The following is a 23,939-nucleotide window of genomic DNA, read 5'->3' on the forward strand; positions in this document are numbered from 1 at the left end:
CTTCAGGACCGAGTTGTTCGACCGGAATGCCTTTGCCGTCGGCAAGGACTCCCTTTCCGACCGTGGCTTCCGATCTTGCCGCGACCCCTCTCAAGATCAAATTGGCGGCCCCCGGCGAATGCTCCGACCAGCCCTCGACCGCCCCGGCTCCGAGGGGTCGACCGGCCGTTCGCCGGGGTGCAAAACGGACACAACGGTCCATGGTGAATGCCCGCCGTATTCGGCCGCCATTAGTTACCGGAATCGGACAGAAAAAGTGTGACCCGCTGCCCCACGCGCGCGTCGCGCACGCTAAATTTCTGGCCATGCCCCGTGGACGTCACCGCCATTCCCAGCCATTGCACCGTTTGCTGCCGCCGCTGACCGTCGTCGGCTGCGCCGCGGTGCTCGCCGCCGCATCACTGACGGTCGCGGATACGGGCGTGATACGGGTCCTCACGGCGGCGACCGCGCTCACCGCGATAGCCGGCGCGGCACTGGCCCGCAGCTGGGACCGCTCCGCCGGCCGCGAGGTCGCCGAACTCGAAGCCGTCCGCGTACGCGAGGAATGGCGCACCGACGAGCGCGTCGCCGAGCTGGAGACCGACCTCGACGAGTCCCGCGAGATCCGCGGCCGGCTGGAGAAGAAGCTCCGCGTCAAGCGGTCGGAATTGGCCAGGCTCCGCACCGAGCACGCCGACCTCCTGCGGCGGTACGCCACCGCCGAGGCCGAGCGGGCACGGGCCCTGGAGAAGAACCGCCAGCTGCGGGTGGGCGACGCCCCCGAGCAGCTCGCCCTCACCGCGGGCAGCTCCGCGGTCGGCCCCGCCGCCTTCCTCAAGGCCGAGCAGGCGCTGCGCGAGCTGTCCCGCAACGCGGCGAGGCAGCAGGCCGCCGCCACCGTCGACGAGGCCCGCCGCCGCGAAGCGGCGGCACCCGAGGAGGAGCCCTCCGGGCGCCACACCGCGGAGTCCCACGCCCGCGCCACGTCCCGTGCGGGGCTGCCGGTGCGGGAACACCGCCTCGTTCCCGCGGTGGCCGCGGCCGTGCTGCCCTACGCGCAGCCGTCCACGCCGCAAGGCCCCGGCGGTTCGGCCCAGCGGGCCATCGGCGGCTTCGACTTCTTCGGCACGCAGAAGGCCCTCCCGCCGGCGCCGTCCTCTTCCACCTCCGACGTCCCCTCGACGGACTCCCCCGAGCACGCCCAGGCCGCGGACCCGGCCGAGGTCATCGACCTCACGGCCCACGACGACACGGAACAACTCGACATGTCCGGCCTCCGAGCCCAGGCCTAGCCCCGGCCGGGGTTCTGGGGGTCCTGCCCCTCGCGGTGCGCTACTTGCCTGCGGCCCGGTGGGGGCTGGTCGCGCCGTTCCCCGCGCCCCTGAGGTGGCAGCCTCGTTCTGTTGCGTTCACAGTTGCGGTCCGCTGTGGCTGGTCGCGCAGTTCCCCGCGCCCCTTTGGGTCCTGCGTCTTCCGCCGACCAGCGTTTGCCCCTGGCGGGGGCTGGGCTCTGCGCAGGAGGGCACGCGTTTTTCAGGGGCGCGTGGGGGTACCCCCACGCGAAGCTCTGGGGGAGAACTGCGCGCCCCGCCCGAGAGGTGGGAAAGAAAGCAACGCCACAGCAAGTGGCAATCACCCAGGGGCGCGAGGAACGGCGCGACCAGCCCCCACCGGGCCGCAGGCAGGCAACGCCACCGCGAGTGGCAACCACCCAGGGGCTCGGGGAACGGCGCGACCAGCCCAGCCGGGGGTCAGGGCAGGGTGGCGAGGACGCCCTGTTCGACGGCGGGGTCGAGGCCGAGGACCGGGCGGTCGGCCCGCTGCGGGGGCGGCCCCGGAAGCGACCGGAGCCAGGCCCACGTGTCGGCGACGGTCGCCGTGACGTCACGGCAAGCCAACCCGGCGCGGAGCGCCTTGCCGACGTCCGAGCGGTGCATCGCGTCGTGCATGACCCCTGGCGGGAGCCAGATCGGGAGGTCCTTCCACGGCTCGACCCCGGCCGAGGTCACGACCTCGGGCTCGGCCCAGACGAATTCCGCGGCCCCGCCGGTGACGTCGGCGCAGGCGTCGAGCAGCGCGCCCATGGTCGTGTGGCCGGGCGGGCTGACCAGGTTGTACGCCCCGCCGAGCCCCGCGGCCACCGCGTCCAGCGTCCATCGCGCGAGGTCGCGTGCGTCGATGTACTGCAAGGGCAGGTCCGGCGGCCCCGGCGCGAGGACGCGGCCGCCGCGTGCGACGCGGTTCAGCCACCACGGGAGCCGGCCGATGTCCTCGTACGGCCCGAGGATCAGCCCGGCCCGCACCAGCAGGGCGGCGTCACCGTACGACGCGACCGCGGCCAGTTCGCCCCCGCGTTTCTGGCGGCCGTAGTCCCCGTCGCCGCCGGCGACCACGGGGGCGTCCTCGTCGGCTCCCGCGGCGGCGGGGTACGCGTAGACCGACCGGCTCGACACGTACGCGTATCGGCCCACCCGGCCTTCCAGCGCGCGGGCCGACGCCTCCACGGCGCTCGGCGCCGCGGACCAGGTGTCCACGACGGCGTCCCATTCCCCCGAGGCCAGTGCCGTGACGTCGCCCTCGCGGTCTCCCACTCTGACGTCTGCGACCCCCTCGGGCACGGTGCCCCGGCCCCGGTGGAAGACGGTCACCTCCCAGCCGCGCGCCACCGCGTCCTCAGCCACGGCCCGCCCGACGAACCCCGTCCCGCCCAACATCAACAATCGCATTCCCCCACGATGCCCTCCCTCGACGACCTCAGCCCCTCCACACCCCACGCCCTCGGCGAACACCCCCACCGGGGGAAGGCCCCGGGAACCGGGGGACAGGGGCGGGCGGAGGGCGCGCCCTGAGAGGATGGGCGCATGACGGAGACCACGATCGGCATCGGCGGCGCGGCCGAAGGCACCGACATGGTGCTGAACATCGGCCCCCAGCACCCCTCCACGCACGGAGTGCTACGCCTGCGCCTCGTGCTGGACGGCGAGCGCATCCAGTCCGCCGAGCCGATCATCGGGTACATGCACCGCGGCGCCGAGAAGCTGTTCGAGGCGCGTGACTACCGCCAGATCATCATGCTGGCGAACCGCCACGACTGGCTCTCCGCCTTCTCCAACGAACTCGGCGTCGTGCTCGCCGTCGAGCGCATGCTCGGCATGGAGGTGCCGGAGCGCGCCGTGTGGACGCGGACGCTGCTCGCCGAGCTGAACCGCGTGCTGAACCACCTGATGTTCCTCGGCTCGTATCCGCTGGAGCTGGGCGGCATCACGCCGATCTTCTACGCCTTCACCGAGCGCGAGGAATTGCAGCAGGTGATGGAGGAGGTCTCCGGCGGGCGGATGCACTACATGTTCAACCGGGTCGGCGGCCTCAAGGAGGACCTGCCGAACGGCTGGACCGGGCGGGCCCGAGCGACGGTCGGCGCGGTGCGGGCGCGGATGGCGCGTATCGACGACCTCGTGCTCGGCAACGAGATCTTCCGCGGCAGGACCCGCGGCGTCGGCGTCCTGTCGCAGCGCGACGTGCACGGCTTCGGGGTGAGTGGGCCGATCGCCCGCGCCTCGGGCGTGGACTTCGACCTGCGCAGGGACGAGCCGTACCTCGCCTACGGGGAGCTGGGCGACACCGTGCGGGTCGTGACGCGGACCGAGGGCGACTGCCTGGCCCGCTTCGAGGTGCTGCTCGAACAGACCCATGTGGCCCTGGACATCGCGGACGCGTGCCTGGACCGGCTGGCGGAGCTGCCGCCGGGGCCGATCAACCAGCGGCTGCCGAAGGTGCTCAAGGCCCCGGAGGGCCACACCTACGCCTGGACGGAGAATCCGCTCGGCCTGAACGGCTACTACCTGGTCTCCAAGGGCGAGAAGACCCCCTACCGCCTCAAGCTGCGCTCGGCTTCGTTCAACAACATCCAGGCGCTGACCGTGCTGCTGCCCGGCACCCTGGTGGCGGACATGGTCGCCATCCTCGGCTCGATGTTCTTCGTCGTCGGCGACGTCGACAAATAGGCCGCCCGTCACATCACCGCCGTCCGGCGCGTCAAAGCCACGACGGACCGCGACGGAGGAATGTGACCGATGGACGACGAGCTTCTGGCCGAACGATTCCAGGCCAACCGCAGCCACCTGCGGGCGGTGGCCTACCGCATGCTGGGCTCGGCGACAGAGGCGGACGACGCCGTCCAGGAGGCGTGGCTGCGGCTCAGCCGCTCCGACAGCGGCGAGGTCGCGAACCTCGCCGGGTGGCTCACCACCGTCGTCGGGCGGGTCTGCCTCGACATGCTGCGGTCCCGCAGGTCCCGGCGCGAGGAGCCGCTCGCGGCCGTGCCCGAGCCGGGTGCCGCCGACCCCGAGCAGGAGGCGATGCTCGCCGACTCGGTCGGCATCGCGCTGCTCGTGGTGCTGGAGACGCTGGACCCGGCGGAACGGCTGGCCTTCGTGCTGCACGACATGTTCGCGGTGCCCTTCGACGACATCGCGCCGATCGTGGACCGCACCCCGACCGCCGCGCGGCAGCTGGCCAGTCGCGCGCGGCGCCGCGTCCAGGGTGCGCCGGTCGCCGCGGAACCCGACCTCGCCCTTCAGCGGCAGGTCGTGAGCGCATTCCTCGCGGCCTCGCGGGATGGCGACTTCGACGCGCTGGTCGCCGTTCTCGACCCCGACGCGGTCGTCCGTACGGATGTGGCCGGGGTGCCCGTGACGCGGGGCGCGACGTCGGTCGCGCGCAACGCCTCCATGATCGCGGCGTCCGCCGTCGACGCCCACCTCGCCCTCATCGACGGGTCCGTCGGCATCGTCGCCGAGGCCGGCACGCCCGCGCACCGCGTTCTGACCTTCACGATCGCCTGCGGCCGCGTCCGCACGGTCGAAGTCCTCACCTCACCCGCCACCCTCTCCACCCTGACGGTGGAACGCCTCCCCTAGCCCCCCTCCTCGGGGCCGGGGCCCCTGCCCCTTGCGGTGCGGTGCTTGCCTGCGGCCGCATGGTGATTGGGCGCGCAGTTCCCCGCCACTCCCTGCGGGGTGCTGTCACGGATTCCACAGTTGCGCTGAGTGGGGGCTTGTCGCGCAGTTCCCCGCGCCCCTTGGGGCTTGCGTCCTCCGCCGTCAGGCGTTGGTCCCTGCCAAGGGCCCTCTGCGCTGGAGGGTGAGCGTTTTTCAGGGGCGCGTGGGGGTACCCCCAGGCGAAGCTCTGGGGGAGAACGGAGCGCTCAGCCACGACGCGGCCGCAGGCAGGCCACGCCACAGCAAGTGGCAACCACCTGGGGGCGCGGGGAACTGCGCGAACAGCCCCCACCGGGCCGCAGGCAGGCAGCGCACCGCAACGGGCGATCACCTGGCAGCCGGGGGCTCCGCCAAGGTCGTGGCCAGGGCGGCGCAGGCCGGGGTGATCGGGGTCACCGCCCAGGTGAAGTCGCCCAGGCCGCCGCGGGCGGTCAAGGTGGCCGCCTCCCCGGCGGAGGCGAGGGCGCGGACGTACCCGGCAGGGTCGGTGGTGGCGAGGGCGAGGGGCGGGCGGGGGGAGAGCAACCCGAGGGCGGGGAGAACGGCACGCTGGAGTACCGGCACAGCACCCGGCAGGGAATCGGCGGCGACATGCGCGGTGAGGTCGCACGTACCGTCCGGCACCGGAGGGACCTGGCGCCCGGCGCGATAGCCGGTGAGCGTGCCGTAGGGCGGCCGGTCGGCGCGGACGTGGCAGTAGTCCACGGCGACCGCGACCCCCGCGGCCAGCGACCCGGCGGCGGCGGCCCACGCCGCGTCCCTGGGCCGCCCGATCTCCGCCCGGTGCCCGGGTAGAAGCCGCGGCCACCAGCGGCGCAGCCACTCCGCGTCGGCCCCGCCGACTTCCGCGCCGAGGCGTTCGGCCCCGTCGGAGGCGCGGACCTCGACATAGCGGACGGCACCGTCCTCGTCCGCCTCGGCGACAGCCAGTGGCACATTGTCGAGCCATTCGTTGGCGAAGAGCAGGCCGCGCACGTCGCGCGGCGGCGCGTCCGCCCAGGTGATGCGGGGGTCGAGCCCGGCGGGGCGCGGGGAGAGGTCGACGGCGTAAGGCCGCAGGCGCGCGGCGACGTCGGCCGGGAGCGCGGTGATCACGCCGGCGCACAGTTCGCCGCCCCCGGCGGCCATGTCGGTGAAGGCCAGTTCCGCGGGGTGGCCGAGGGCGGTGTCGACGCGGCACAGCAGTTCGGCCACGGCCCCGGCGTAGAGCGGTGAGACGTGCACTGACGTGCGGAAGTGTCCGGCTGGGCGCTCACGCAGGAAGAAGCCGTCGGGACCGTAGAGCGCCTGCTCCATCGCCGCCCGCCAGGGGAGCCACTGCGAGGTGGGGCTGGTCACACGGAACCTTCCTGACCTGGAGTTGCGTCCTAGGGCTGGGCAGTGTGGCGCCCTGGGCCGATAGGGTTTCGGAATACCACAGTGTGGCGGATGTGCGGCAAGGCAGTACGAGGGAGTGGACAGCGATGACGGCCGGACAGGACGGCACGCCGGAGAACGACGACCCGTTCGGGTATCTCTACCGGGCCGAGGACGGCGGCGAGCAGCCGCAGGCGCCACGCTCCTCGTACAACCAGGTGCAGCGGGTCGGCGAGCGGCGCCCGCAGCAGCCGCAGCAGGGCGGGTACGGATACCCGCCCCAGCAGCAGCCCCCGCAGCAACCGCAGCAGCAGGGCGGCTACGGCTACCCGCAGCAGCAGCCCCAGCAGCAGCCCCAGCAGCAGGCGTACGGCTACGACCAGGGCCAGCAGCCCCAGGGCGGCCAGCCGCAGTACACGCGGCAGCAGCCGCAGTACGCGCCGCCGCCGCAGCAGCCGGGTGAGGGCGGCGGTCGCCGGGGTCCGGGGCCGGGTCACGGCGGCGGCGACACGCCGAACCGCAAGGGCCTGCTCATCGCGGCCGTCGCGGTGGTGGCCGCGGTGGCCATCGGCATCGGCATCGCCATGAGCCAGGGCGACGGCAAGGCCGACAATGCGGCCGACAACAAGCCGACCACTCCCGCGGTCAGCAGTGCCCCGCCCACCACGGAGCCGACGCCGTCCGCCGAGCCGACGCAGTTCGCGTCGGACAAGGTCGACGCCTCGACCTTCGCCCTGGCCGGGCCGGCCACGCAGAGCACGCAGCAGCAGGGTGCGAACGCGGCGGGCGGCACCTATGTCGACGGCATGGGCCAGGCGGGCGCGAGCGCGACCTGGACGGTGACGGTGCCGGAGGACGGCGCCTACACCTTCTTCATCAGCTACGGCAACGTCGGCCCTGACGCGACGCTCTCGCTCGCCGTCAACGGCAAGATGCGCACCACTCCGGTGAACCTGAAGAACTACGGGTCGTCCACCGACTGGGCGAAGGCCTGGAACAAGACGACCTTCGCCTACGTCAACCTGAACAAGGGCGACAACACCCTCCAGTTGTCCTTCCAGCCGGGCAACACCGGTGCGGTCAGCCTGGACCAGACCTGGCTCAAGGAGGGGCAGGTCACGAAGTAGCCGGCACGACCTCGACGCGGGGGAGCAGGTCGGCGTAGGCGGCCGGGTCGTATTCGCCGGCCGCCGGGGCCAGGACGGTCGCCGCCGACAGGGCGACCGCGCGGGCCAGCCTGGCCGGCCAGGGCAGGCCTTCGGCGTGGCCGGACAGCAGGCCCGCGACGGCGGAGTCGCCGGCGCCGGTGGGATTGCCGGTCAGCCTGACCGGCGGGACGGCCCGCCAGCCGCCGTCCTCGGCCACGACGACCATGCCGTCGGGGCCCAGCGACGCCGCCACCGCCCGCGCCCCGCGCCTGCGGGCGTCCCGCGCGGCCCGCTCGGGCTCGGCGAAGCCGGTGAGGCCGGCCAGCTCGCCGGCGTTCGGCTTGAGCAGGTCGGGCCGCGCGGCCAGGCCGCGCCGCAGCGCCGGTCCCTCGGCGTCCAGCAGTACGTACACGCCCGCGGCGCGGGCCTCGCGTATCAGCTCCGCATACGCCCCGATCGGCACGCCGGGCGGCAGGCTGCCGCACAGCGCGACGGCGTCGGCGCCGGCCAGCACCTCGCGGTAGGCGGTGAGCAGGGCCTGCCACTCTCCCGGGCTGACGGTGGGACCCGGCTCGTTGAACTGCGTGGCCCCGCGCCCCCTCCCGTCCACCACCCCGACGGTGCGGCGCGTCTTCCCGGCGATCGGCACGAGTGCGTCCGTGAGGCGCCCGGCATACTCCCCTGCGGCCAACTGCCGCCGCACCTCGTCCCCCGCCGGCCCCCCGGCGAACCCGGTCACGGTGACCGGATGCCCGAGCGCGGCCAGCACGCGCCCCACGTTGAGCCCCTTGCCCCCCGGCCGCTCGACAGCCTCCACCACCCGATGCGATGCCTGCGGCACCAGGGCGGGCACGCGATAGGTGACGTCCAACGCGACGTTGAGCGTGACAGTGATGATCACCCCCCGATCATCCCAGCCCTTCCGCCCCGGCGGCGACGCCCAGCCCTCCACCGGCCGGTGGTCCGGGCGCGGCAGGAAGTGCCGCTTTCGCCCGGCGGCGACGTGCCGCTTGTCGTGGGCTGGTCGCGCCGTTCCCCGCGCCCCTGGTGGGCACCGCCTGCCGCGTAGGGCAAGCCATGAGGGGCGCGGGGCTGTGTCTGGTCTGCGGCCGGCGCCGCGTGGGCGCGACCGGCCCACACACCGGTGGGGGGTCGGGGGCGGGCCGTAGAGGCTCCTCGGGGTGGGGGCCCGCGCCGGGAGGGGGCGCACCACGTGGCGTCAGGGGCGGATGACCCACTCGCCTTGGCGCATCACGCCCACCACGTCGTACGCCTCGTCCAGGACGACGAGATCCGCGTCCTTGCCCGGCTCCAGGGAGCCGACCCGGTCGGCAAGCCCGATCAACCGCGCCGGGTTCGTGGAAACCGCGCGGACCGTGTCGGTCAGGGAGAGGCCGTCGAGGGTGACCGCGCGCTTGAAGGCGGTGTCCATCGTCAGGGTGGAGCCGGCGATGGAGCCGCCTTCGACGAGGCGGGCGACGCCTTCGAGGACCTCGACCTTGAGCGGGCCGAGGTCGTAGAGGCCGTCGCCGAAGCCGGCCGCGTCCATCGCGTCGGTGATGAAGGCGACGCGGCCGGCGCCCGCGGTGCCGAAGGCGAGTTCGAGGACGGAGGGGTGCAGATGGGTGCCGTCGTTGATGAGTTCGACGGTGACCCGCTCGTCTTCGAGGAGCGCCGCGATCGGCCCGGGGGCCCGGTGGCCGAGCGGCGGCATCGCGTTGAAGAGGTGGGTGGCGACGCTCGCCCCCGCCTCGATGGCCTCCAGCGTCTGCTCGTACGTGGCGTCGGTGTGCCCGATCGCGGCGATCACACCGAGTTCGGCGAGCAGGCGTACGGAGTCGATGCCGCCGGGCAGTTCGGCCGCGAGGGTGACCATCTTCGCGGCACCGCGCCCCGCTTCGACGAGCTTGCGCACGTCGGCCGGGTCGGGGTGCCGCAGCAGGCCCTCGTCGTGGGCGCCTTTGCGGCAGGGGGAGATGAACGGGCCCTCGTAGTGGATGCCGGCGAGTTCGCCCTGCTCCACGAGTTCGGACAGCAGCCCGGCCTGCCGGACCAGCGCGTCCATCGTCTCGGTGACAGTGGAGGCGACCAGCGTGGTCGTACCGTGCTCGCGGTGGGTGCGCACCCCGGTGAGGACGTCTTCCGCGGTGCCGGAGGTGAAGGACGCGCCGCCGCCGCCGTGGTTGTGGATGTCGACGAAGCCGGGGACGACGGTGTGGCCCGCGGACAGGCCGACGACGACGTCGTCGGGCAGCGGCCCGGTCTCCGCGGCGATGCGCGAGCCCTCGACCGCGACCCGGCCGCCTTCCACCACGCCCGAGGGCAGGACCACACGGGCCCCCGCGAGCACCGTGCGCTGCGTTGTCGTTACGGGGGCCATCAGGCGGATACCTCCACGGAGAGTAGATCCCAGGCGAGCAGGCCGGCGCCCAGGCATCCAGCGGTGTCGCCCAGGGCGGCGGGGACGATGAGGGGGAGCTTCTGGAAGGTCGTGCGCGCCTCGACGGCCGCCCGCAGCGGGCCGAAGAGGGTGTCGCCGGCTTCCGCGAGGCCGCCGCCGATGATGAGCACCCGGGGGTCGAGCAGGGTGATGCCGGTGACCAGGCCGGCGGCCAGCGCGTCGAGCGCGTCCCGCCAGACCTCGATGGCGCGCGGGTCGCCGGCCTCGACGGCGCGGGCGCAGTCCGCCGCGTCGGCGGCGGGGCCGCCGCCGGCCGCGGCCCAGGCGCGGGAGACGGCGGCGGCGGAGGCCAGCACTTCCATGCAGCCGTGCTGCCCGCAGCCGCATTCGGGGCCGCCGGGCCGTACGACGACGTGGCCGAGTTCGCCGGCGCAGCCGTGCGCGCCCGCCTCGATGCGGCCTTCGACGCCGATGGCGCCGGCGATGCCGGTGCCCAGCGCCAGGAAGAGGAAGCGGTCGGTGCCGCGCCCGGCGCCGATCCGGCCCTCGGCGAGACCGCCGGTGCGCACGTCGTGGCCCAGGGCGACGGGGATGCCGTCGAGCCGCTCGGACAGCAGCGCCCGCAGCGGGACGTCCTTCCAGCCGAGGTTGGCGGCGTAGGCGGCGATGCCGTTGACGTCGTCCACGATGCCGGGGACGGCGACGCCCGCGGCCGCGGCCGCCTCGCCGTGCTCCCGTATCCCGTGGGCGCGCAGGTCCGCGGCGAAGTCCAGGATCGCGGTCACGACGGCGTCCGGGCCGCGCTCCCTGCCGGTGGGCCTGCGGTCCTCGTGCAGCAGGGTGCCGTCGGCTGCGACCAGGGCTGCCTTCATCCCGGTGCCGCCCACATCAAGGGCGATGACATGTCTCACGGGGGACAGTCTCGCGGGTAACCCCACTAAAGGTCTAGTCCACTCATGGAGGAAGATCGGTCGCGTCCCCGCCCGCCGGCAGCGGCAAGGTAGCCCCACCCGCTGAACGGCGGATTCCGGTAGTGGTGTAGATCTTGGGTGAACCTGTGGGGAAGACTCTGCGCTTCCGCGGACAATCCACCCTCGAAGGCGGTAATTCGGCATGAGCGTGCGGCGACGAAGACTCGTCAGCTTGATGGCGGCCGGACTCGGTGCGGTCCTGGCCGCGAGCGTCCTCAGCGGCTGCGGCGCGGCGTCGGCGGGCAGCAAGCACGTCACCCTGCACCTGGTCGCGGCGGACTACGGCGACCCGAAGACGGGCAACAGCTCGACGGCGTACTGGAACGACCTCGTCAGGTCCTTCGAGCAGAAGAACCCGGACATCACGGTCGACGTCCAGGTCGTCGACTGGGACCACGTGGACGACAAGGTCAGCGCGATGGTCAAGGCGGGCAAGGCCCCCGACCTGGCACAGATCGGCTCCTACGCCGACTACGCCGCCAAGGGCCTGCTCTACAGCGCCGACGACATCTTCACGGTCAGCATGCAGGCCGACTTCATCCCGTCGCTGGTCAAGGCCGGCTCCGTCAACCGGGTGCAGTACGGCATACCGTGGGCGTCCAGCTCGCGGCTCTTCTTCTACAACAAGGCCCTCTTCAAGGACGCCGGCATCAAGCACCCGCCGACCACCTGGGCGGAGCTCGCGCACGACGCGTCCAAGCTCAAGGACGACGGCGTCAAGGTGCCGTACGGGCTGCCGCTCGGTCCGGAGGAGGCGCAGGCCGAGTCCTTGATGTGGATGCTCGGCGCGGGCGGCAACTACACCGACGCGGTCGGCGGCTACAGCTTCGGCTCCAACGAGAACATCGCCGCCTTCACCTGGCTGAAGGACAACCTCGTCGCGAAGGGCCTCACCGGCCCCGGCGACCCGGCGACCACCAACCGCCGCACCGTCTTCGCCGACTTCCTGGCCGGCAAGGCCGGCATGATCAACGGCCACCCCACGCTGCTCGCCCAGGCCAAGGCCGCGCACATCGACGTCGGTGTCGCCGCACTGCCCGGCCAGCACGGCGCCCTGGCCGATACGCTCGGCGTGGCCGACTGGATGATGGCCTTCAAGCAGAAGGACGACCACCTCGCGGCGGACAGCGCCTTCCTGCGGTACGTCTACAGCTCGGACAATTCGCTGCGCTTCCTGGACCAGTACGGCCTGCTGCCGGTGACCACGAGCGCGTCGCAGGCGATGGAGCGCAACCCCAAGGACAAGGACATGCTGCAGTTCCTGGACCGGCTGCCCGAGGCGGCCTTCTACCCGGTCAACAAGACGTCCTGGGGCGCGGTCAGCGACCAGGTGAAGAAGTCGATCGGCGCGGCCGTCCACGGCTCTCCCGCGCAAGTCCTCAGCACATTGCAGCGGTTCGGTGTGGCGCAGGGCGGGAACTAGCCCTTTCGTGAGCGAGTCCGAGCTGTCGCAGCGGGACCGGGACATCCTGGACTTCGCGTCCAGGTCCTGGACCGGTCCCGGCGCGCGCGACCGCGCCATCCGCGAGCGCCTCGCGATCTCGCCGACGGCCTATCTTCAAATCCTCAACGCCCTCCTGGACGACCCCCGCGCCCTCGCGTACGCCCCCGCCACGATCAACCGCCTCCGCGCAGCCCGCACCACCCGCCGCGCGCAGCGCTGACAGGGTCCCCCCGCCCAGCCCCGTCCTGCGGTCCCGGGACCTTTCCCCGGTGGGGGCTGGTCGCGCAGTTCCCCGCGCCCCTTTGGGCCTGCGCCCTCCTGCGCCCAGCGTTTGCCCCTGCCAGGGGCTCTGCGCAGAGGGCACGCGTTTTTCAGGGGCGCGGGGAACTGCGCGCCCCGCCGACGAGGCGGGAAAGATGCGAACGCCACCGCAAGTGGCAATCACCCAGGGGCGCGGGGAACTGCGCGCGCAGCCACGACGGCGGGGCAGGGCGGCGGGCCACCGCGAGTGGCACCACCGCTCCGGAGGAGAAACCGTGCGCCGGGCGTGCGCCCGGAAGCACGGCGGTAAGGTCGAACCCATGGCTTCCGCGGAGATCCCGACGCCCACCACCCCCGAGGGCAAAGAAGGCCTCGCCACCCTGCTGGCGCAGCCACACCGCGCGGTCGTCGCGCTCGATTTCGACGGCACGCTGGCCCCGATCGTGGCGGACCCCGAGCAGGCCCGCGCCCACCCGGGCGCGGTCCCGGCGCTGGCCCGGCTCGCGCCGCACGTCGCGGCGGTGGCGGTCGTGACCGGCCGCCCCGCCGGCGTGGCGGTGCGATACGGCGGCTTCGCCGGTGTGGCCGCCCTCGACCACCTGGTCGTCCTGGGCCATTACGGCGCGGAGCGCTGGGACGCGCACACGGCGGAGATGCACAATGCCGGGGCGCATCCCGGCGTGACGGCGGTCCGCGCGGAGCTGCCCGGCTTCCTGGACCGCAACGGCGCCTGGCACGGCACCTGGATCGAGGACAAGGGCGGCCGTGCGGTGGCGGTGCACACCCGCCGCGCCGAGGACCCGGACGCCGCCTTCGAGGCGCTGCGCACCCCGTTGTCCGAACTGGCCGCACACCACGGCCTGGTGGTCGAGCCGGGCCGCTATGTCCTGGAGCTGCGCCCGCCGGGCGTGGACAAGGGCGTGGCGCTGGCGGCGTATCTGCGCGAGGTCGACGCGGGCTGCGTCCTCTACGGCGGTGACGACCTGGGCGACCTGGCCGCCTTCGCGGCGGTGCAGGAGCTGCGCAAGGAGGGCCTGCCCGGCCTGCTGGTGGCCAGCGCGGGCGCCCCCGACTCGCCCGAGGAGCTGACCTCGCAGGCCGACCTGATCGTCCCGGGCCCGGCGGGCGTGGTGGCCCTGCTCGACGCCCTGGCCGACGCGATCACCGAGGAGCCCTAGGAGCCCTGGGAGCCCTGGGAGCCCTGGGCGTCCAGCGCGCCGAGCTGGTCGAGGAACCACTGGGTCGGCGGGAGCGCGGTGGCCGCCGCCGCGAGGCGCTTGGTGCGGTCGGCGCGCTCGGCGTCCGGGAGGGTGAGGGCGGTGTTCAGCGCCTCCGCGGTGGCGCTGACGTCGTAGGGGTTGACGACGATCGCGTCGTCGCCCAGCTCCTCGAAGGCGCCCGCCTCGCGGGAGAGCACCAGGGCGACGCCGTTGTCGGAGACCACCGGCATCTCCTTGGCGACCAGGTTCATGCCGTCCCTGATGGGGTTGACCAGCGCCACGTCCGCGAGGCGGTACGCCGCGAGCGAGCGCGCGAAGTCGTCGTCGACCTTGAGCAGCACCGGCTGCCAGTCGGCGGTGCCGAATTCCGCGTTGATCTCGGCGGCGAGCCGGGCGACCTCCTCGGTGTACTCCCGGTAGACCGTCAGGTCCTGCCGCGAGGGGTAGGCGAACGCCACATGCACCACCCGGCTGCGCCAGCCGGGCCGGTCGGTGAGCAGCCTGCGGTACGCGTACAGTCCGCGCACGATGTTCTTCGACAGTTCGGTGCGGTCCACCCGGACGATCAGCCGCCGCCCCGGGCCGACCTCGGCCCGCAGCGTGGCCATCCGCTCGGCCACGTCGTCGCGGTGGGCGCGCTCGCGCAGGAAGTCGGCGTCGGCGCCGAGGCCGTGCACGCCGAGCCTGGTCGTACGCCCGCGGTGCGTCACCTCGCGGCGGTCCTGCGAGACGGTGGCGCCCAGGACGTCGGCGCAGCAGGCGGCGAAGGCGTCGGCCCAGCGCCGGGTCAGGAAGGCGGCACGGTCCGACCCGAGGATGCCCTCCAGGAGGGCGACTGCGATGTCGTCGGGCAGCAGCCGGAAATAGTCCGGCGGCGCCCACGGCGTGTGCGAGAAGTGGCCGATCCGCAGGTCGGGGCGGCGCTCCCGGAGCAACGCGGGGACCAGGGCGAGGTGGTAGTCCTGCACCAGCACGGAGGCGCCGGGCGCGGCCTCCTCGGCCATGGCGTCGGCGAAGGCCGCATTGTAGGTCTCGTAGGCCGCCCACTGGGTGCGGAAGTCCGCGTCGAAGGCGGGTTCGAGGGGGGTCTGGTAGAGCATGTGGTGCACGAACCACAGCACGGAATTCGCGATGTCGTTGTAGGCCGCGTGGAAGACGTCCTGATCGACGGCGATCATCCGCGAGCCGGGCTCGCCGACACCGCGCCGCACGGCCTCCCGGTCGCCCTCGGTGAGCGCGGCGCACACCCACAGGGACGCGCCGTCCGACTCGATGGCGCTCAGCCCGGACACGACCCCGCCGCCCCCGCGTCTGCTGCGCAGCTCGCCGTCGTCGCCGACGCTGTAAGCCACCGGTCCGCGGTTGGACGCGACCAGAATCCGGGCAGCCCGCGAAGATCCGTCCATGGCCCGAGCCTAGCCACTGCGTTCGGCTCCCAAACATCCCGGCGTGCCCGGGGGCCCTTTTGGCTACAAAAGGCGGCGCCTTACCCCCGCGCCGCGGCGGCCCTGCGGTGCCCCTTCGCCAGGAGGGTGCCCCTCAGGGGCGCGGGGAACTGCGCGCGCAACCCACCACTCGCCGTCGTGTGGCGACGGACCGCCACCACTCCAGGGGCGCGTGGGGGCACCCCCACGCGAAGCTCTGGGGGAGAACGGAGCGACCAACCCCCACCGGCGCGCGGGTCGTCACCGGCCCAAAGGGGCTGTTGCTGTCGAAGACGGACCACCGGCCGGTGGAGGGCTGAGCGCGCAGTTCCCCGCGCCCCTGGGTGGCACCCCCTTGCCGAAGGGGCACCCCTCAGCCACCGGCGGCCCGCGGAAGCGCACCCCCTGCCGAAGGGACATCGCAGCGCCACCGCGCCCCGCGGATGGGCACCCCCTGCCGAAGGGGAAGCGCAGGGCCGCCGCGCCCCGCGGATGGGCGCCCCACTGCGGAAGGGGAAGCGCGGAACCGGCGTGCCGCATGGGGCAGACCCGCCCCGGAGGGGCTAGGCCGCGCGGCGGCGGCGGTATTCGGGGACGTCGAGCATCGGGGGGCGCTCCTGCGTGTCGACCGGGTGGGTCGAGGGGACGAAGCCGGTCGACGCGCGGTCGTACTGGGTGAGCCGGGGACGGACGAGGTGGCCGCGGGCCAGCCGCTGGTGCGCCGTGCGGTAGATGGCCGCGGCCATCCGGCCGAGCGCCTGGCCGGATTGGTGGCGGTGGTGCCGTACACCGACGTCCACCTGGCCGAGCGCGTCGAGGCCGACGAGGCCGAGGGAGTCGATGAGCATGCCCAGCTCGACGCCGTAGCCGACGGGGAAGGGGAGCTGTTCCAGCAGGGACCGCCGGGCGGCGTACTCGCCGCCGAGGGGCTGGACGAAGCCGGCGAGCCGGGGCCAGTGGAGGTTGAGCAGGGGTCGGGCGACGAGTTCGGTGACGCGGCCGCCGCCGGCGGGTACGACGGTGCCGCCGGTCTCCAGCGGGCGGTCGTACATCGCTTTGACCAGCTGCACCGACGGCTCGGTGAGCAGCGGCCCGACGATCCCCGACACGAAGCGGGAGTCGAACTCCCGCAAGTCCGCGTCGACGAAGCAGACGATCTCCCCGCTGGTGACCAGCAGCGACCGCCAGAGCACCTCGCCCTTTCCGGCCACTGCCGGTACCCGCGGCAGGATGGCGTCCCGCGCCACGACGGTGGCGCCGGCGTCCGCGGCGACGCGGGCGGTGGCGTCGCGCGAGCCGGAGTCGATCACGACGACCTCGTCGACCAGCGGCGCGGACGGCGTCATCAGGTCGCGGCGGATGGCGCCGACGATCTCGCCGACGGTGGCCTCCTCGTCCAGCGCGGGCAGGACCACGCTGATCGTGCCCGCCGGACCGGCCGCCCGTTTGGCGGCGAGCAGCAGGTCCAGCGGCCGGTCGGCGGCCGACCAGGAGCGGGCGGTGAGCCAGCGCTCCACCTCTTCCAGCACGTGCGTTTCTCCTGTGTGATCCGTCTCGCGGTTCGGACGTCTGTCTCCACGGCCATCGTCGTCGGTTAGAGTCGTGACAACAAATGCCCGGTCCTGTGACGTCCGGTGCCATACCGCTCATCCAGAGGGGCAGAGGGAACGGCCCGTTGAAGCCCCGGCAACCCTCCCGCCGACCACGAGGTCAGGTGGGGAAGGTGCCAATTCCGTCTTGTGGCGACGTCCGCCACGAGGAAGATGAGGAGAAAGGGCCTCGCCACCATGGCTGTGCAGACTGTCGCCGGCACCACCGCTTCCGCTTTCGCGGACAATCCCCATCAGGACTCCTTCGGGCCTGCCGTCGCGCTGTCGTGCCGCGAGTGCGGCACCCGGTATCCGCTGACCCCGGTCTTCGCGTGCCTGGAGTGTTTCGGGCCGCTTGAGGTGGCCTACGAGCTGCCGCTGGGCGACCCCGAGGAGCTGCGCCGGCGGATCGAGGCGGGGCCCTCGAACATCTGGCGCTACGCCCCGCTGCTGCCGGTGCCCTCCGACGTCACCGAGAAGCAGAACCTCAACCCGGGCTGGACCAAGCTCGTCAAGGCCGACAACCTGGCGCGCGAGCTGGGCATCACCGGCGGGCTGTACGTGAAGGACGACACCGGCAACCCGACGCATTCCTTCAAGGACCGGGTCGTCGCGATCGCCCTGGAGGCGGCCCGCACCTTCGGCCTGACCACGCTGTCCTGCTCGTCGACCGGCAACCTGGCGGGCGCGGTCGGCGCCGCGGCGGCCAGGGCGGGCTTCCGCTCGTGCGTGTTCATCCCGCACGACCTGGAGCAGGGCAAGGTCGTGATGGCCGCGGTCTACGGCGGCGAGCTGGTCGCGATCGAGGGCTCGTACGACGACGTGAACCGTTTCTGCTCCGAGCTGATCGGCGACCCGATCGGCGAGGGCTGGGGCTTCGTCAACGTCAACCTGCGCCCGTACTACGGCGAGGGCTCCAAGACGCTGGCGTACGAGATCGCCGAGCAGCTCGGCTGGCGGCTGCCGGACAACCTGGTCATCCCGATCGCGTCGGGCTCGCAGCTCACCAAGATCGACAAGGGCCTGCAGGAGCTGATCAAGCTCGGCCTGGTCGAGGACAAGCCGTACAAGATCTACGGTGCCCAGGCCGAGGGCTGCTCGCCGGTGTCGGCGGCCTACAAGGCCGGGCACGACGTGGTGCGCCCGGTGAAGCCGGACACCATCGCCAAGTCGCTTGCCATCGGCAACCCGGCGGACGGCCCCTACGTGCTGGACATCGCACGACGGACCGGCGGTGCGGTCGAGGACGTGAACGACGAGCAGGTCGTGGACGCCATCAAGCTGCTGGCCCGCACCGAGGGGATCTTCGCCGAGACGGCCGGCGGGGTGACCGTGGGTGTGCTGAGGAAGCTGATCGAGACCGGGCAGCTCGACCCGGCCGCCGAGACCGTCGTGCTGAACACCGGCGACGGCCTGAAGACCCTGGACGCGGTGGCTCCGACCACCGGGCCGACCGCGACCATCCGTCCCACCGTTGCCGCTTTCCGAGAGGCTGGCCTCGCATGAGTGCTTCCGTACGTATCCCCACCATTCTCCGCACCTACACCGGCGGCCAGGCAGAGGTTCAGGCCGAGGGCGGGACGCTGGCCGCGGTGATCGAGTCGCTGGAAAAGAATCATGCGGGTATTTCCGCGCGGGTTCTCGACGACACCGGAAAGCTCCGCCGTTTCGTGAACGTCTATGTCAACGACGACGATGTCCGCTTTTCCGAGGGTCTTGCCACCGTGGTCCCCGACGGCGCGAGCGTGTCGATCATTCCCGCGGTCGCCGGCGGCTGAGCCGCCCCCGTTCCGGTCTGACAGGAATCCGCAGACCCTCTGACGTTTAACCTGCGCCCCGCCCGGGAACTGTTTTTGTCCCCGGGTGGGGCGCCCGCATGTGGGCCGGTAGTTGTGCCGGGATAGAGTTGCCAGAGGCATGTGGCACTCCTGAGACGGGTTGTGCAGCCGTTGCGGCGATTTATCGCCAAAGTCACAAGCGATTGGTCCGACAGGACCCTTATGTCCGGTCCGAGTTGCCCCGCCATATCATTCCTTCCTGGTGTATTTCCGATCGGTCGCGCCCAGAATTCTCGTCCAATTGACCTGTTGCAGACGGCATCCGTGCAGATACATTCAGCCGCGGTCGACGCGTTCCGGCGCACACCCCCCACGGGGGTGAGGTCTGACCCGGGCCCGCGGAGCGCGGGGCCGCGATAGGGCCAGTAATAGGGGAGTTAGGAATGGCTCAGGGCACCGTCAAGTGGTTCAACGCGGAGAAGGGCTACGGCTTCATCGCGGTCGACGGTGGTGCGGATGTCTTCGTCCACTACAGCGCGATACAGATGGACGGATACCGCACCCTCGAAGAAGGCCAGCGAGTCGAGTTCGAAATCTCGCAGGGTCAGAAGGGGCCGCAGGCGGACATGGTCCGACTGGCCGGCTGATCGGCTCGGGCGCGTTCGGCCACCGACGCGACGCCATCACGAAGGGCCACCCCCGCCAGGGGTGGCCCTTCACCTTTGGTGCCCCCGGGGTCACCTCGGGCCGCTTCCTCCACGCCCGAGGCGCTTGCACTCGCAGGGGGAGAGTGCTAATCATTGGTTAGCACTCTCCGAGTGAGAGTGCCACTTGGACCGGGTCGGTGAGGCTTGATCGGGCGTCGGGAAGGAACCGGCGGCCGGGGGGCCGTCCGTCGCGGGCGCCACACGGTCCGATCCACCGCCCCCCGCCTTGGTGGGGGAACCCCCAGTCCGCGGAGGACACTTCACATGGCTAAGATCATCGCGTTCGATGAGGAGGCGCGGCGCGGCCTTGAGCGCGGGATGAACCAGCTCGCCGACGCCGTTAAGGTCACCCTCGGTCCCAAGGGCCGGAACGTCGTCCTTGAGAAGAAGTGGGGCGCCCCCACGATCACCAACGATGGTGTGTCCATCGCCAAGGAGATCGAGCTGGAGGACCCGTTCGAGAAGATCGGCGCCGAGCTGGTCAAGGAAGTCGCGAAGAAGACCGACGACGTCGCCGGCGACGGCACGACGACCGCGACCGTCCTGGCCCAGGCCCTGGTCAAGGAAGGCCTGCGCAACGTAGCGGCGGGCGCCAACCCGATGGCCCTCAAGCGCGGCATCGAGAAGGCCGTCGAGGCCGTCTCCGCCGCCCTGCTGGAGCAGGCCAAGGACGTGGAGACCAAGGAGCAGATCGCTTCGACCGCCTCCATCTCCGCCGCCGACACCCAGATCGGCGAGCTGATCGCCGAGGCCATGGACAAGGTCGGCAAGGAAGGCGTCATCACCGTCGAGGAGTCGCAGACCTTCGGGCTCGAGCTCGAGCTCACCGAGGGCATGCGCTTCGACAAGGGCTTCATCTCGGCGTACTTCGCCACCGACCTGGAGCGTATGGAGGCGTCGCTCGACGACCCGTACATCCTGATCGTCAACTCCAAGGTCTCCGCGGTGAAGGACCTGCTCCCGCTGCTGGAGAAGGTCATGCAGTCCGGCAAGCCGCTGCTGATCATCGCCGAGGACGTCGAGGGCGAGGCCCTGTCGACCCTGGTCGTCAACAAGATCCGCGGCACCTTCAAGTCCGTCGCCGTCAAGGCGCCCGGCTTCGGTGACCGCCGCAAGGCCATGCTCGGCGACATCGCCATCCTCACCGGTGGCACCGTCATCTCCGAAGAGGTCGGCCTCAAGCTGGAGAACGCCGGTCTTGACCTGCTCGGCCGCGCCCGCAAGGTCGTCATCACCAAGGACGAGACGACCATCGTGGACGGCTCCGGCGAGACCGACCAGGTCGCGGGCCGGGTCAACCAGATCCGTGCCGAGATCGAGAACAGCGACTCGGACTACGACCGCGAGAAGCTCCAGGAGCGCCTGGCGAAGCTGGCCGGCGGCGTGGCCGTCATCAAGGCCGGTGCCGCCACCGAGGTCGAGCTGAAGGAGCGCAAGCACCGCATCGAGGACGCGGTGCGCAACGCGAAGGCCGCCGTCGAGGAGGGCATCGTCGCCGGTGGTGGCGTGGCCCTGCTGCAGGCCACCGCGGTGTTCGAGAAGCTGGAGCTGGAAGGCGACGAGGCGACCGGTGCCAACGCCGTGAAGCTCGCGCTGGAGGCCCCGCTCAAGCAGATCGCCATCAACGGCGGACTTGAGGGCGGCGTCATCGTCGAGAAGGTGCGCAACCTGCCCATCGGCCACGGCCTGAACGCCGCGACCGGCGAGTACGTCGACATGATCGCCGAGGGCATCATCGACCCGGCGAAGGTCACCCGCTCGGCGCTGCAGAACGCGGCGTCCATCGCCGCGCTCTTCCTCACCACCGAGGCCGTCATCGCGGACAAGCCCGAGAAGGCCTCCGCGGCCGCCCCGGGCGGCATGCCCGGCGGTGACATGGACTTCTGATCCCCCGGGATCACCGTCCAGCACGCGACGCGGCGCCCCCTTCCCCGTACGTACGGGAAGGGGGCGCCGCTCTGTCGCAGGTCCGTCCGGCTCAGCTGCTGGGCATGGCCAGCGGCGCGGGCAGGTGGCCGGGGTCGGTGACGGCGATGATGTCGTCCTCGGTCATCACGGCGAGCTCCGGGTCGAGCCCCAGCAGCCGGTAGACGCTGACGGGCTGCCGCGGCTCGGGGCCGCCGCCGTCCTGGCAGCCGTCGAAGTAGCCCTGCCCGACCGGGTCGCCCTGGTGCGGCACGACCTTCGCCGACTCCTGCCCCGGTGCCATCACGTACAGCCTCCCGCCGTAGTGCAGCTCCCAGGCGCAGTCCATGCCCCCGGTGCCGCTCCCGGCGCCGGAGCAGCCGCCCAGCGCCAGCAGAGCGGCCGCCGCGAGCACCGCTGGTCCTCGTCCGTTCACAGGTCCCCCCTCGTTCGGTGTGCACCTTGGACGCACGACCGCCGAGAGGGGTTCCGGGGGTGACGGGCGGTCAGCCGGCCGCCGACTCCAGGGCCTTGCGCAGGTGGCCGCCGGACTCGGTCAGCAGCCGGGCCGCGGTCGGCGCGTCGACCTTGGCCAGCAGGGTGAGGATCGCGGGTTTGACCTCGCCGTCGGTGGCGGACAGCGCACGCTCGATCGCCGTGTCGTCCGCGCCGGTGGCCAGCGACACGATCCGCCGGGAGCGGGCCCGCAGCTTCTCGTTGGACGCGCGCACGTCCACCATCAGGTTCCCGTAGGTCTTGCCGAGCCGGATCATGGTGATGGTCGAGAGCATGTTGAGCACCAGCTTCTGCGCGGTGCCCGACTTCAGCCGGGTGGACCCGACGACCAGCTCGGGCCCGACCACGACCTCGATGCCGTGGTCCGCGGCGGCGGCCAGCGGCGAGTCGGCGTTGCAGGACAGCCCCACGGTCAGCGCCCCGAGCGCGCGGGCGTGCTCGACCGCGCCGACGGCGTAAGGCGTACGCCCCGAGGCCGAGACGCCGACGACGGCGTCGGCGGCGGTCAGCCCGAGCGCGTCCAGGTCCTCCGCGGCCAGCTCCTTGCTGTCCTCGGCGCCCTCGATCGAGGTGACCATGGCGCTCGGCCCGCCCGCGATGAGGCCGACGACCTCCCGCCCGGGTGTGGTGTTGAAGGTCGGCGGGCACTCGCTGGCGTCCAGGACGCCGAGTCTGCCCGCCGTGCCGGCGCCGGCGTAGACGAGCCGCCCGCCGCGGGCCATCCGGTCGGCGATGCCGTCGATCGCCGCGGCGATGCTCGGCAGTTGGGCGGCGACGGCGGCCGGCACGGTGGCGTCCTCGCCGTTCATGGTGCGGGCGATGTCGAGGGTGGGCATCCGGTCGATCTCGGCCAGCTCGGGTCGGAAGGCCTCCGTGGTCAGCGTGTCCAGCTCGCGGCGCAGCTCGGTGTACTGGGGCATGTGCGGCTCGTTCATCCTTCTCGCATTGGTCAGGTGCGGGCGTGGGGGGATGGGCGGCCGGCGTCCTGGTGGCCGCGGAGCAAACGGATTCAGCGGGGGGTGAACGGGGTCGGCGGAGCGGTGGGGGCTCGGCGGGGCTGTCAGAGGGCTCGGCTGGAGGGCTCGGCGGGGCTGTCAGAGGGCTCGGCTGGAGGGCTCGGCGGGGCTGTCAGAGGGCTCGGCTGGAGGGCTCGGCGGAGCAAAATGGTTTCAGCGCATTATTTCAGTGCATACGTGGTCAGCCGCGGGCGGCACGCGGCCGGTGGCGGTGGGCCAGCGCCTCGTACGACGCGGCCAGCGCGGGCGCCGCCGACTCGTACGTCCGCTGCGCCACACCCACGAACAGGCAGTCCACCAGAAGGAGCTGGCTGGTCCTGCTGGACATCGCGGCCGGCCGCAGCTCGCTCTCGCGCGAGCTGGACGTGGTCAGCACGATGTCCGCCCACTGGGTGACCGGGCCGTCGGGGCGCCCGGTGAGCGCGATGGTCGTCGCCCCCTGGTCGAAGGCGGCCCGCAGTGGCTCGATCACGTCGTGCGTACCGCCGGAATGCGTGATCGCGATCGCCACGTCGCCCGGCCGCAGCTGCACGGCGTTGGTCACCGCCAGGTGCGGGTCCGCGTGCGCGTGCGCGATCAGCCCGATCCGCAGCAGCTTCTGCGCCAGGTCCTGCCCGACCAGGCCGGACGCGGCCATCCCGTAGACGTCCGTGCGTCGCGCGGCGGCCAACGCGGCCACCGCCGCCTCCAGTTGGGCCATGTCCAGCTGGGCCGCGGTGTCGGCGAGGGTCTGCTGCTCCTCAAGGGCGAGCTTGGCGACGACGTCGGCGAGCGGGTCGTCCACCGCGATGTCCGCGGTCACCGCCGGCGGCACGCCGGCCGCCTGCTGCGCGGCCAGCGCGGCCAGGGCGAGCCGCAGGTCGCGATATCCCGGATAGCCCAGCAGCCGGGCCGTACGCACCACGGTGGCCTCGCTGGTGCCGGTACGTATCGCGAGCGCGGTGACGGTCTGCTGGGCGCAGCCGGCCGGGTCGCCCGCGACCGCCTCCGCGACCCGCTGCATCGAGCGGGTCATGGACGGCGCCAGCGTACGGACCTTGGCGGCCAGGGCTCCCGGGTCGGGAGGCGAAGCAGGTATGACGGGCGCGTCCGCGGCGCCGCGCAGGGGACGGACGCTCGGGGGGAAATTTTCCTTCACGCTGTGGGTCACCCCATGAAAGGTATTTTCACGCGTCGTCCGACGTCAAGCGACTTTCCGCCACGCTGCGTCTGCTTCGCCGC

At 72.4% G+C, this 23,939-nt stretch carries 21 protein-coding genes and 1 riboswitch; of the genes, 11 read left to right on the forward strand and 10 right to left on the reverse strand.

Annotated elements, in window-relative coordinates; translation table 11 throughout:
- The first annotated feature begins 305 nt into the window (after positions 1-305).
- Positions 306-1,274: a hypothetical protein gene (locus OG900_24675; protein WUH92992.1), complete on the forward strand. Its 969-nt coding sequence runs from the start codon at positions 306-308 to the stop codon at positions 1,272-1,274.
- Positions 1,275-1,733: 459 nt separating this feature from the next.
- Here the strand turns inward: OG900_24675 and OG900_24680 are convergent, their stop codons facing one another.
- Positions 1,734-2,708, reverse strand: a complete 975-nt coding sequence (locus OG900_24680; GenBank protein WUH92993.1) for an NAD-dependent epimerase/dehydratase family protein — start codon at positions 2,706-2,708, stop codon at positions 1,734-1,736.
- Positions 2,709-2,843: 135 nt separating this feature from the next.
- On the opposite strand from OG900_24680, the gene OG900_24685 reads away from it, so the two are divergent.
- Positions 2,844-3,986 carry an NADH-quinone oxidoreductase subunit D gene (locus OG900_24685; GenBank protein WUH92994.1) on the forward strand — a complete coding sequence of 381 codons (1,143 nt, stop codon included), beginning with the start codon at positions 2,844-2,846 and terminating at the stop codon, positions 3,984-3,986.
- A 69-nt stretch (positions 3,987-4,055) separates the two neighbouring features.
- Entirely contained in the window at positions 4,056-4,901 is an 846-nt protein-coding gene (locus tag OG900_24690; protein ID WUH92995.1) for a sigma-70 family RNA polymerase sigma factor, read from the forward strand.
- Between the two features lie 408 nt (positions 4,902-5,309).
- On the opposite strand, the gene OG900_24695 is transcribed toward OG900_24690, so the two are convergent.
- Entirely contained in the window at positions 5,310-6,278 is a 969-nt protein-coding gene (locus OG900_24695; GenBank protein ID WUH95905.1) for an SAM-dependent methyltransferase, read from the reverse strand.
- A 167-nt stretch (positions 6,279-6,445) separates the two neighbouring features.
- Here OG900_24695 and OG900_24700 point away from each other — a divergent pair, with 167 nt between their 5' ends.
- Positions 6,446-7,465: a hypothetical protein gene (locus OG900_24700; protein WUH92996.1), complete on the forward strand. Its 1,020-nt coding sequence runs from the start codon at positions 6,446-6,448 to the stop codon at positions 7,463-7,465.
- On the opposite strand, the gene OG900_24705 is transcribed toward OG900_24700, so the two are convergent.
- From OG900_24705 to OG900_24715, 3 genes are all read right to left on the reverse strand, one after another.
- Complete coding sequence (locus tag OG900_24705; GenBank protein WUH92997.1) at positions 7,455-8,387, reverse strand: 1-phosphofructokinase family hexose kinase; 933 nt, start codon at positions 8,385-8,387, stop codon at positions 7,455-7,457. The genes OG900_24700 and OG900_24705 overlap by 11 nt on opposite strands.
- A gap of 318 nt (positions 8,388-8,705) precedes the next feature.
- Complete coding sequence (gene nagA / locus OG900_24710; protein ID WUH92998.1) at positions 8,706-9,866, reverse strand: N-acetylglucosamine-6-phosphate deacetylase; 1,161 nt, start codon at positions 9,864-9,866, stop codon at positions 8,706-8,708.
- On the reverse strand, positions 9,866-10,798 hold the full coding sequence (locus tag OG900_24715; protein ID WUH92999.1) for an ROK family protein: 933 nt from the start codon (positions 10,796-10,798) through the stop codon (positions 9,866-9,868). The genes nagA and OG900_24715 overlap by 1 nt, the downstream gene beginning before the upstream one ends.
- Before the next feature lie 202 nt (positions 10,799-11,000).
- Here OG900_24715 and OG900_24720 point away from each other — a divergent pair, with 202 nt between their 5' ends.
- From OG900_24720 to otsB, 3 genes are all read left to right on the forward strand, one after another.
- Entirely contained in the window at positions 11,001-12,281 is a 1,281-nt protein-coding gene (locus OG900_24720) for an extracellular solute-binding protein (protein ID WUH93000.1), read from the forward strand.
- 7 nt (positions 12,282-12,288) lie between these two features.
- A complete protein-coding gene (locus OG900_24725; GenBank protein WUH93001.1) occupies positions 12,289-12,522 on the forward strand; it encodes a DUF3263 domain-containing protein in 234 nt (77 codons plus the stop codon).
- A 361-nt stretch (positions 12,523-12,883) separates the two neighbouring features.
- Positions 12,884-13,741, forward strand: coding sequence for a trehalose-phosphatase (gene otsB / locus OG900_24730; GenBank protein ID WUH93002.1), 858 nt, complete (start codon positions 12,884-12,886; stop codon positions 13,739-13,741).
- Here otsB and OG900_24735 read toward each other — a convergent pair.
- Positions 13,738-15,189, reverse strand: a complete 1,452-nt coding sequence (locus OG900_24735; protein WUH93003.1) for a trehalose-6-phosphate synthase — start codon at positions 15,187-15,189, stop codon at positions 13,738-13,740. The genes otsB and OG900_24735 overlap by 4 nt on opposite strands.
- Before the next feature lie 581 nt (positions 15,190-15,770).
- The gene (locus tag OG900_24740; protein WUH93004.1) at positions 15,771-16,736 is read right to left on the reverse strand and encodes a glucosyl-3-phosphoglycerate synthase; all 966 of its coding nucleotides are present in this window, start codon (positions 16,734-16,736) and stop codon (positions 15,771-15,773) included.
- Positions 16,737-16,850: 114 nt separating this feature from the next.
- A riboswitch (SAM riboswitch) is annotated at positions 16,851-16,977 on the forward strand.
- A gap of 17 nt (positions 16,978-16,994) precedes the next feature.
- Here OG900_24740 and thrC point away from each other — a divergent pair.
- From thrC to groL, 4 genes are all read left to right on the forward strand, one after another.
- Complete coding sequence (thrC, locus tag OG900_24745; protein ID WUH93005.1) at positions 16,995-18,302, forward strand: threonine synthase; 1,308 nt, start codon at positions 16,995-16,997, stop codon at positions 18,300-18,302.
- The gene (locus tag OG900_24750; protein ID WUH93006.1) at positions 18,299-18,574 is read left to right on the forward strand and encodes a MoaD/ThiS family protein; all 276 of its coding nucleotides are present in this window, start codon (positions 18,299-18,301) and stop codon (positions 18,572-18,574) included. Before thrC ends, OG900_24750 begins: the two co-directional genes overlap by 4 nt.
- A gap of 443 nt (positions 18,575-19,017) precedes the next feature.
- Complete coding sequence (locus tag OG900_24755) at positions 19,018-19,221, forward strand: cold-shock protein (GenBank protein ID WUH93007.1); 204 nt, start codon at positions 19,018-19,020, stop codon at positions 19,219-19,221.
- Positions 19,222-19,545: 324 nt separating this feature from the next.
- Complete coding sequence (gene groL / locus OG900_24760; protein ID WUH93008.1) at positions 19,546-21,168, forward strand: chaperonin GroEL; 1,623 nt, start codon at positions 19,546-19,548, stop codon at positions 21,166-21,168.
- A 91-nt stretch (positions 21,169-21,259) separates the two neighbouring features.
- On the opposite strand, the gene OG900_24765 is transcribed toward groL, so the two are convergent.
- The 3 genes from OG900_24765 to OG900_24775 form a co-directional block, all read right to left on the reverse strand.
- Positions 21,260-21,622: a hypothetical protein gene (locus OG900_24765; protein WUH93009.1), complete on the reverse strand. Its 363-nt coding sequence runs from the start codon at positions 21,620-21,622 to the stop codon at positions 21,260-21,262.
- Positions 21,623-21,692: 70 nt separating this feature from the next.
- Positions 21,693-22,622 carry an N-acetylmuramic acid 6-phosphate etherase gene (gene murQ / locus OG900_24770; protein WUH93010.1) on the reverse strand — a complete coding sequence of 310 codons (930 nt, stop codon included), beginning with the start codon at positions 22,620-22,622 and terminating at the stop codon, positions 21,693-21,695.
- Between the two features lie 277 nt (positions 22,623-22,899).
- Entirely contained in the window at positions 22,900-23,823 is a 924-nt protein-coding gene (locus OG900_24775) for a MurR/RpiR family transcriptional regulator (GenBank protein WUH95906.1), read from the reverse strand.
- Between the last annotated feature and the right edge of the window lie 116 nt (positions 23,824-23,939).

It is taken from the genome of Streptomyces sp. NBC_00433, from assembly GCA_036015235.1.
Taxonomy (GTDB): Bacteria; Actinomycetota; Actinomycetes; order Streptomycetales; family Streptomycetaceae; genus Actinacidiphila.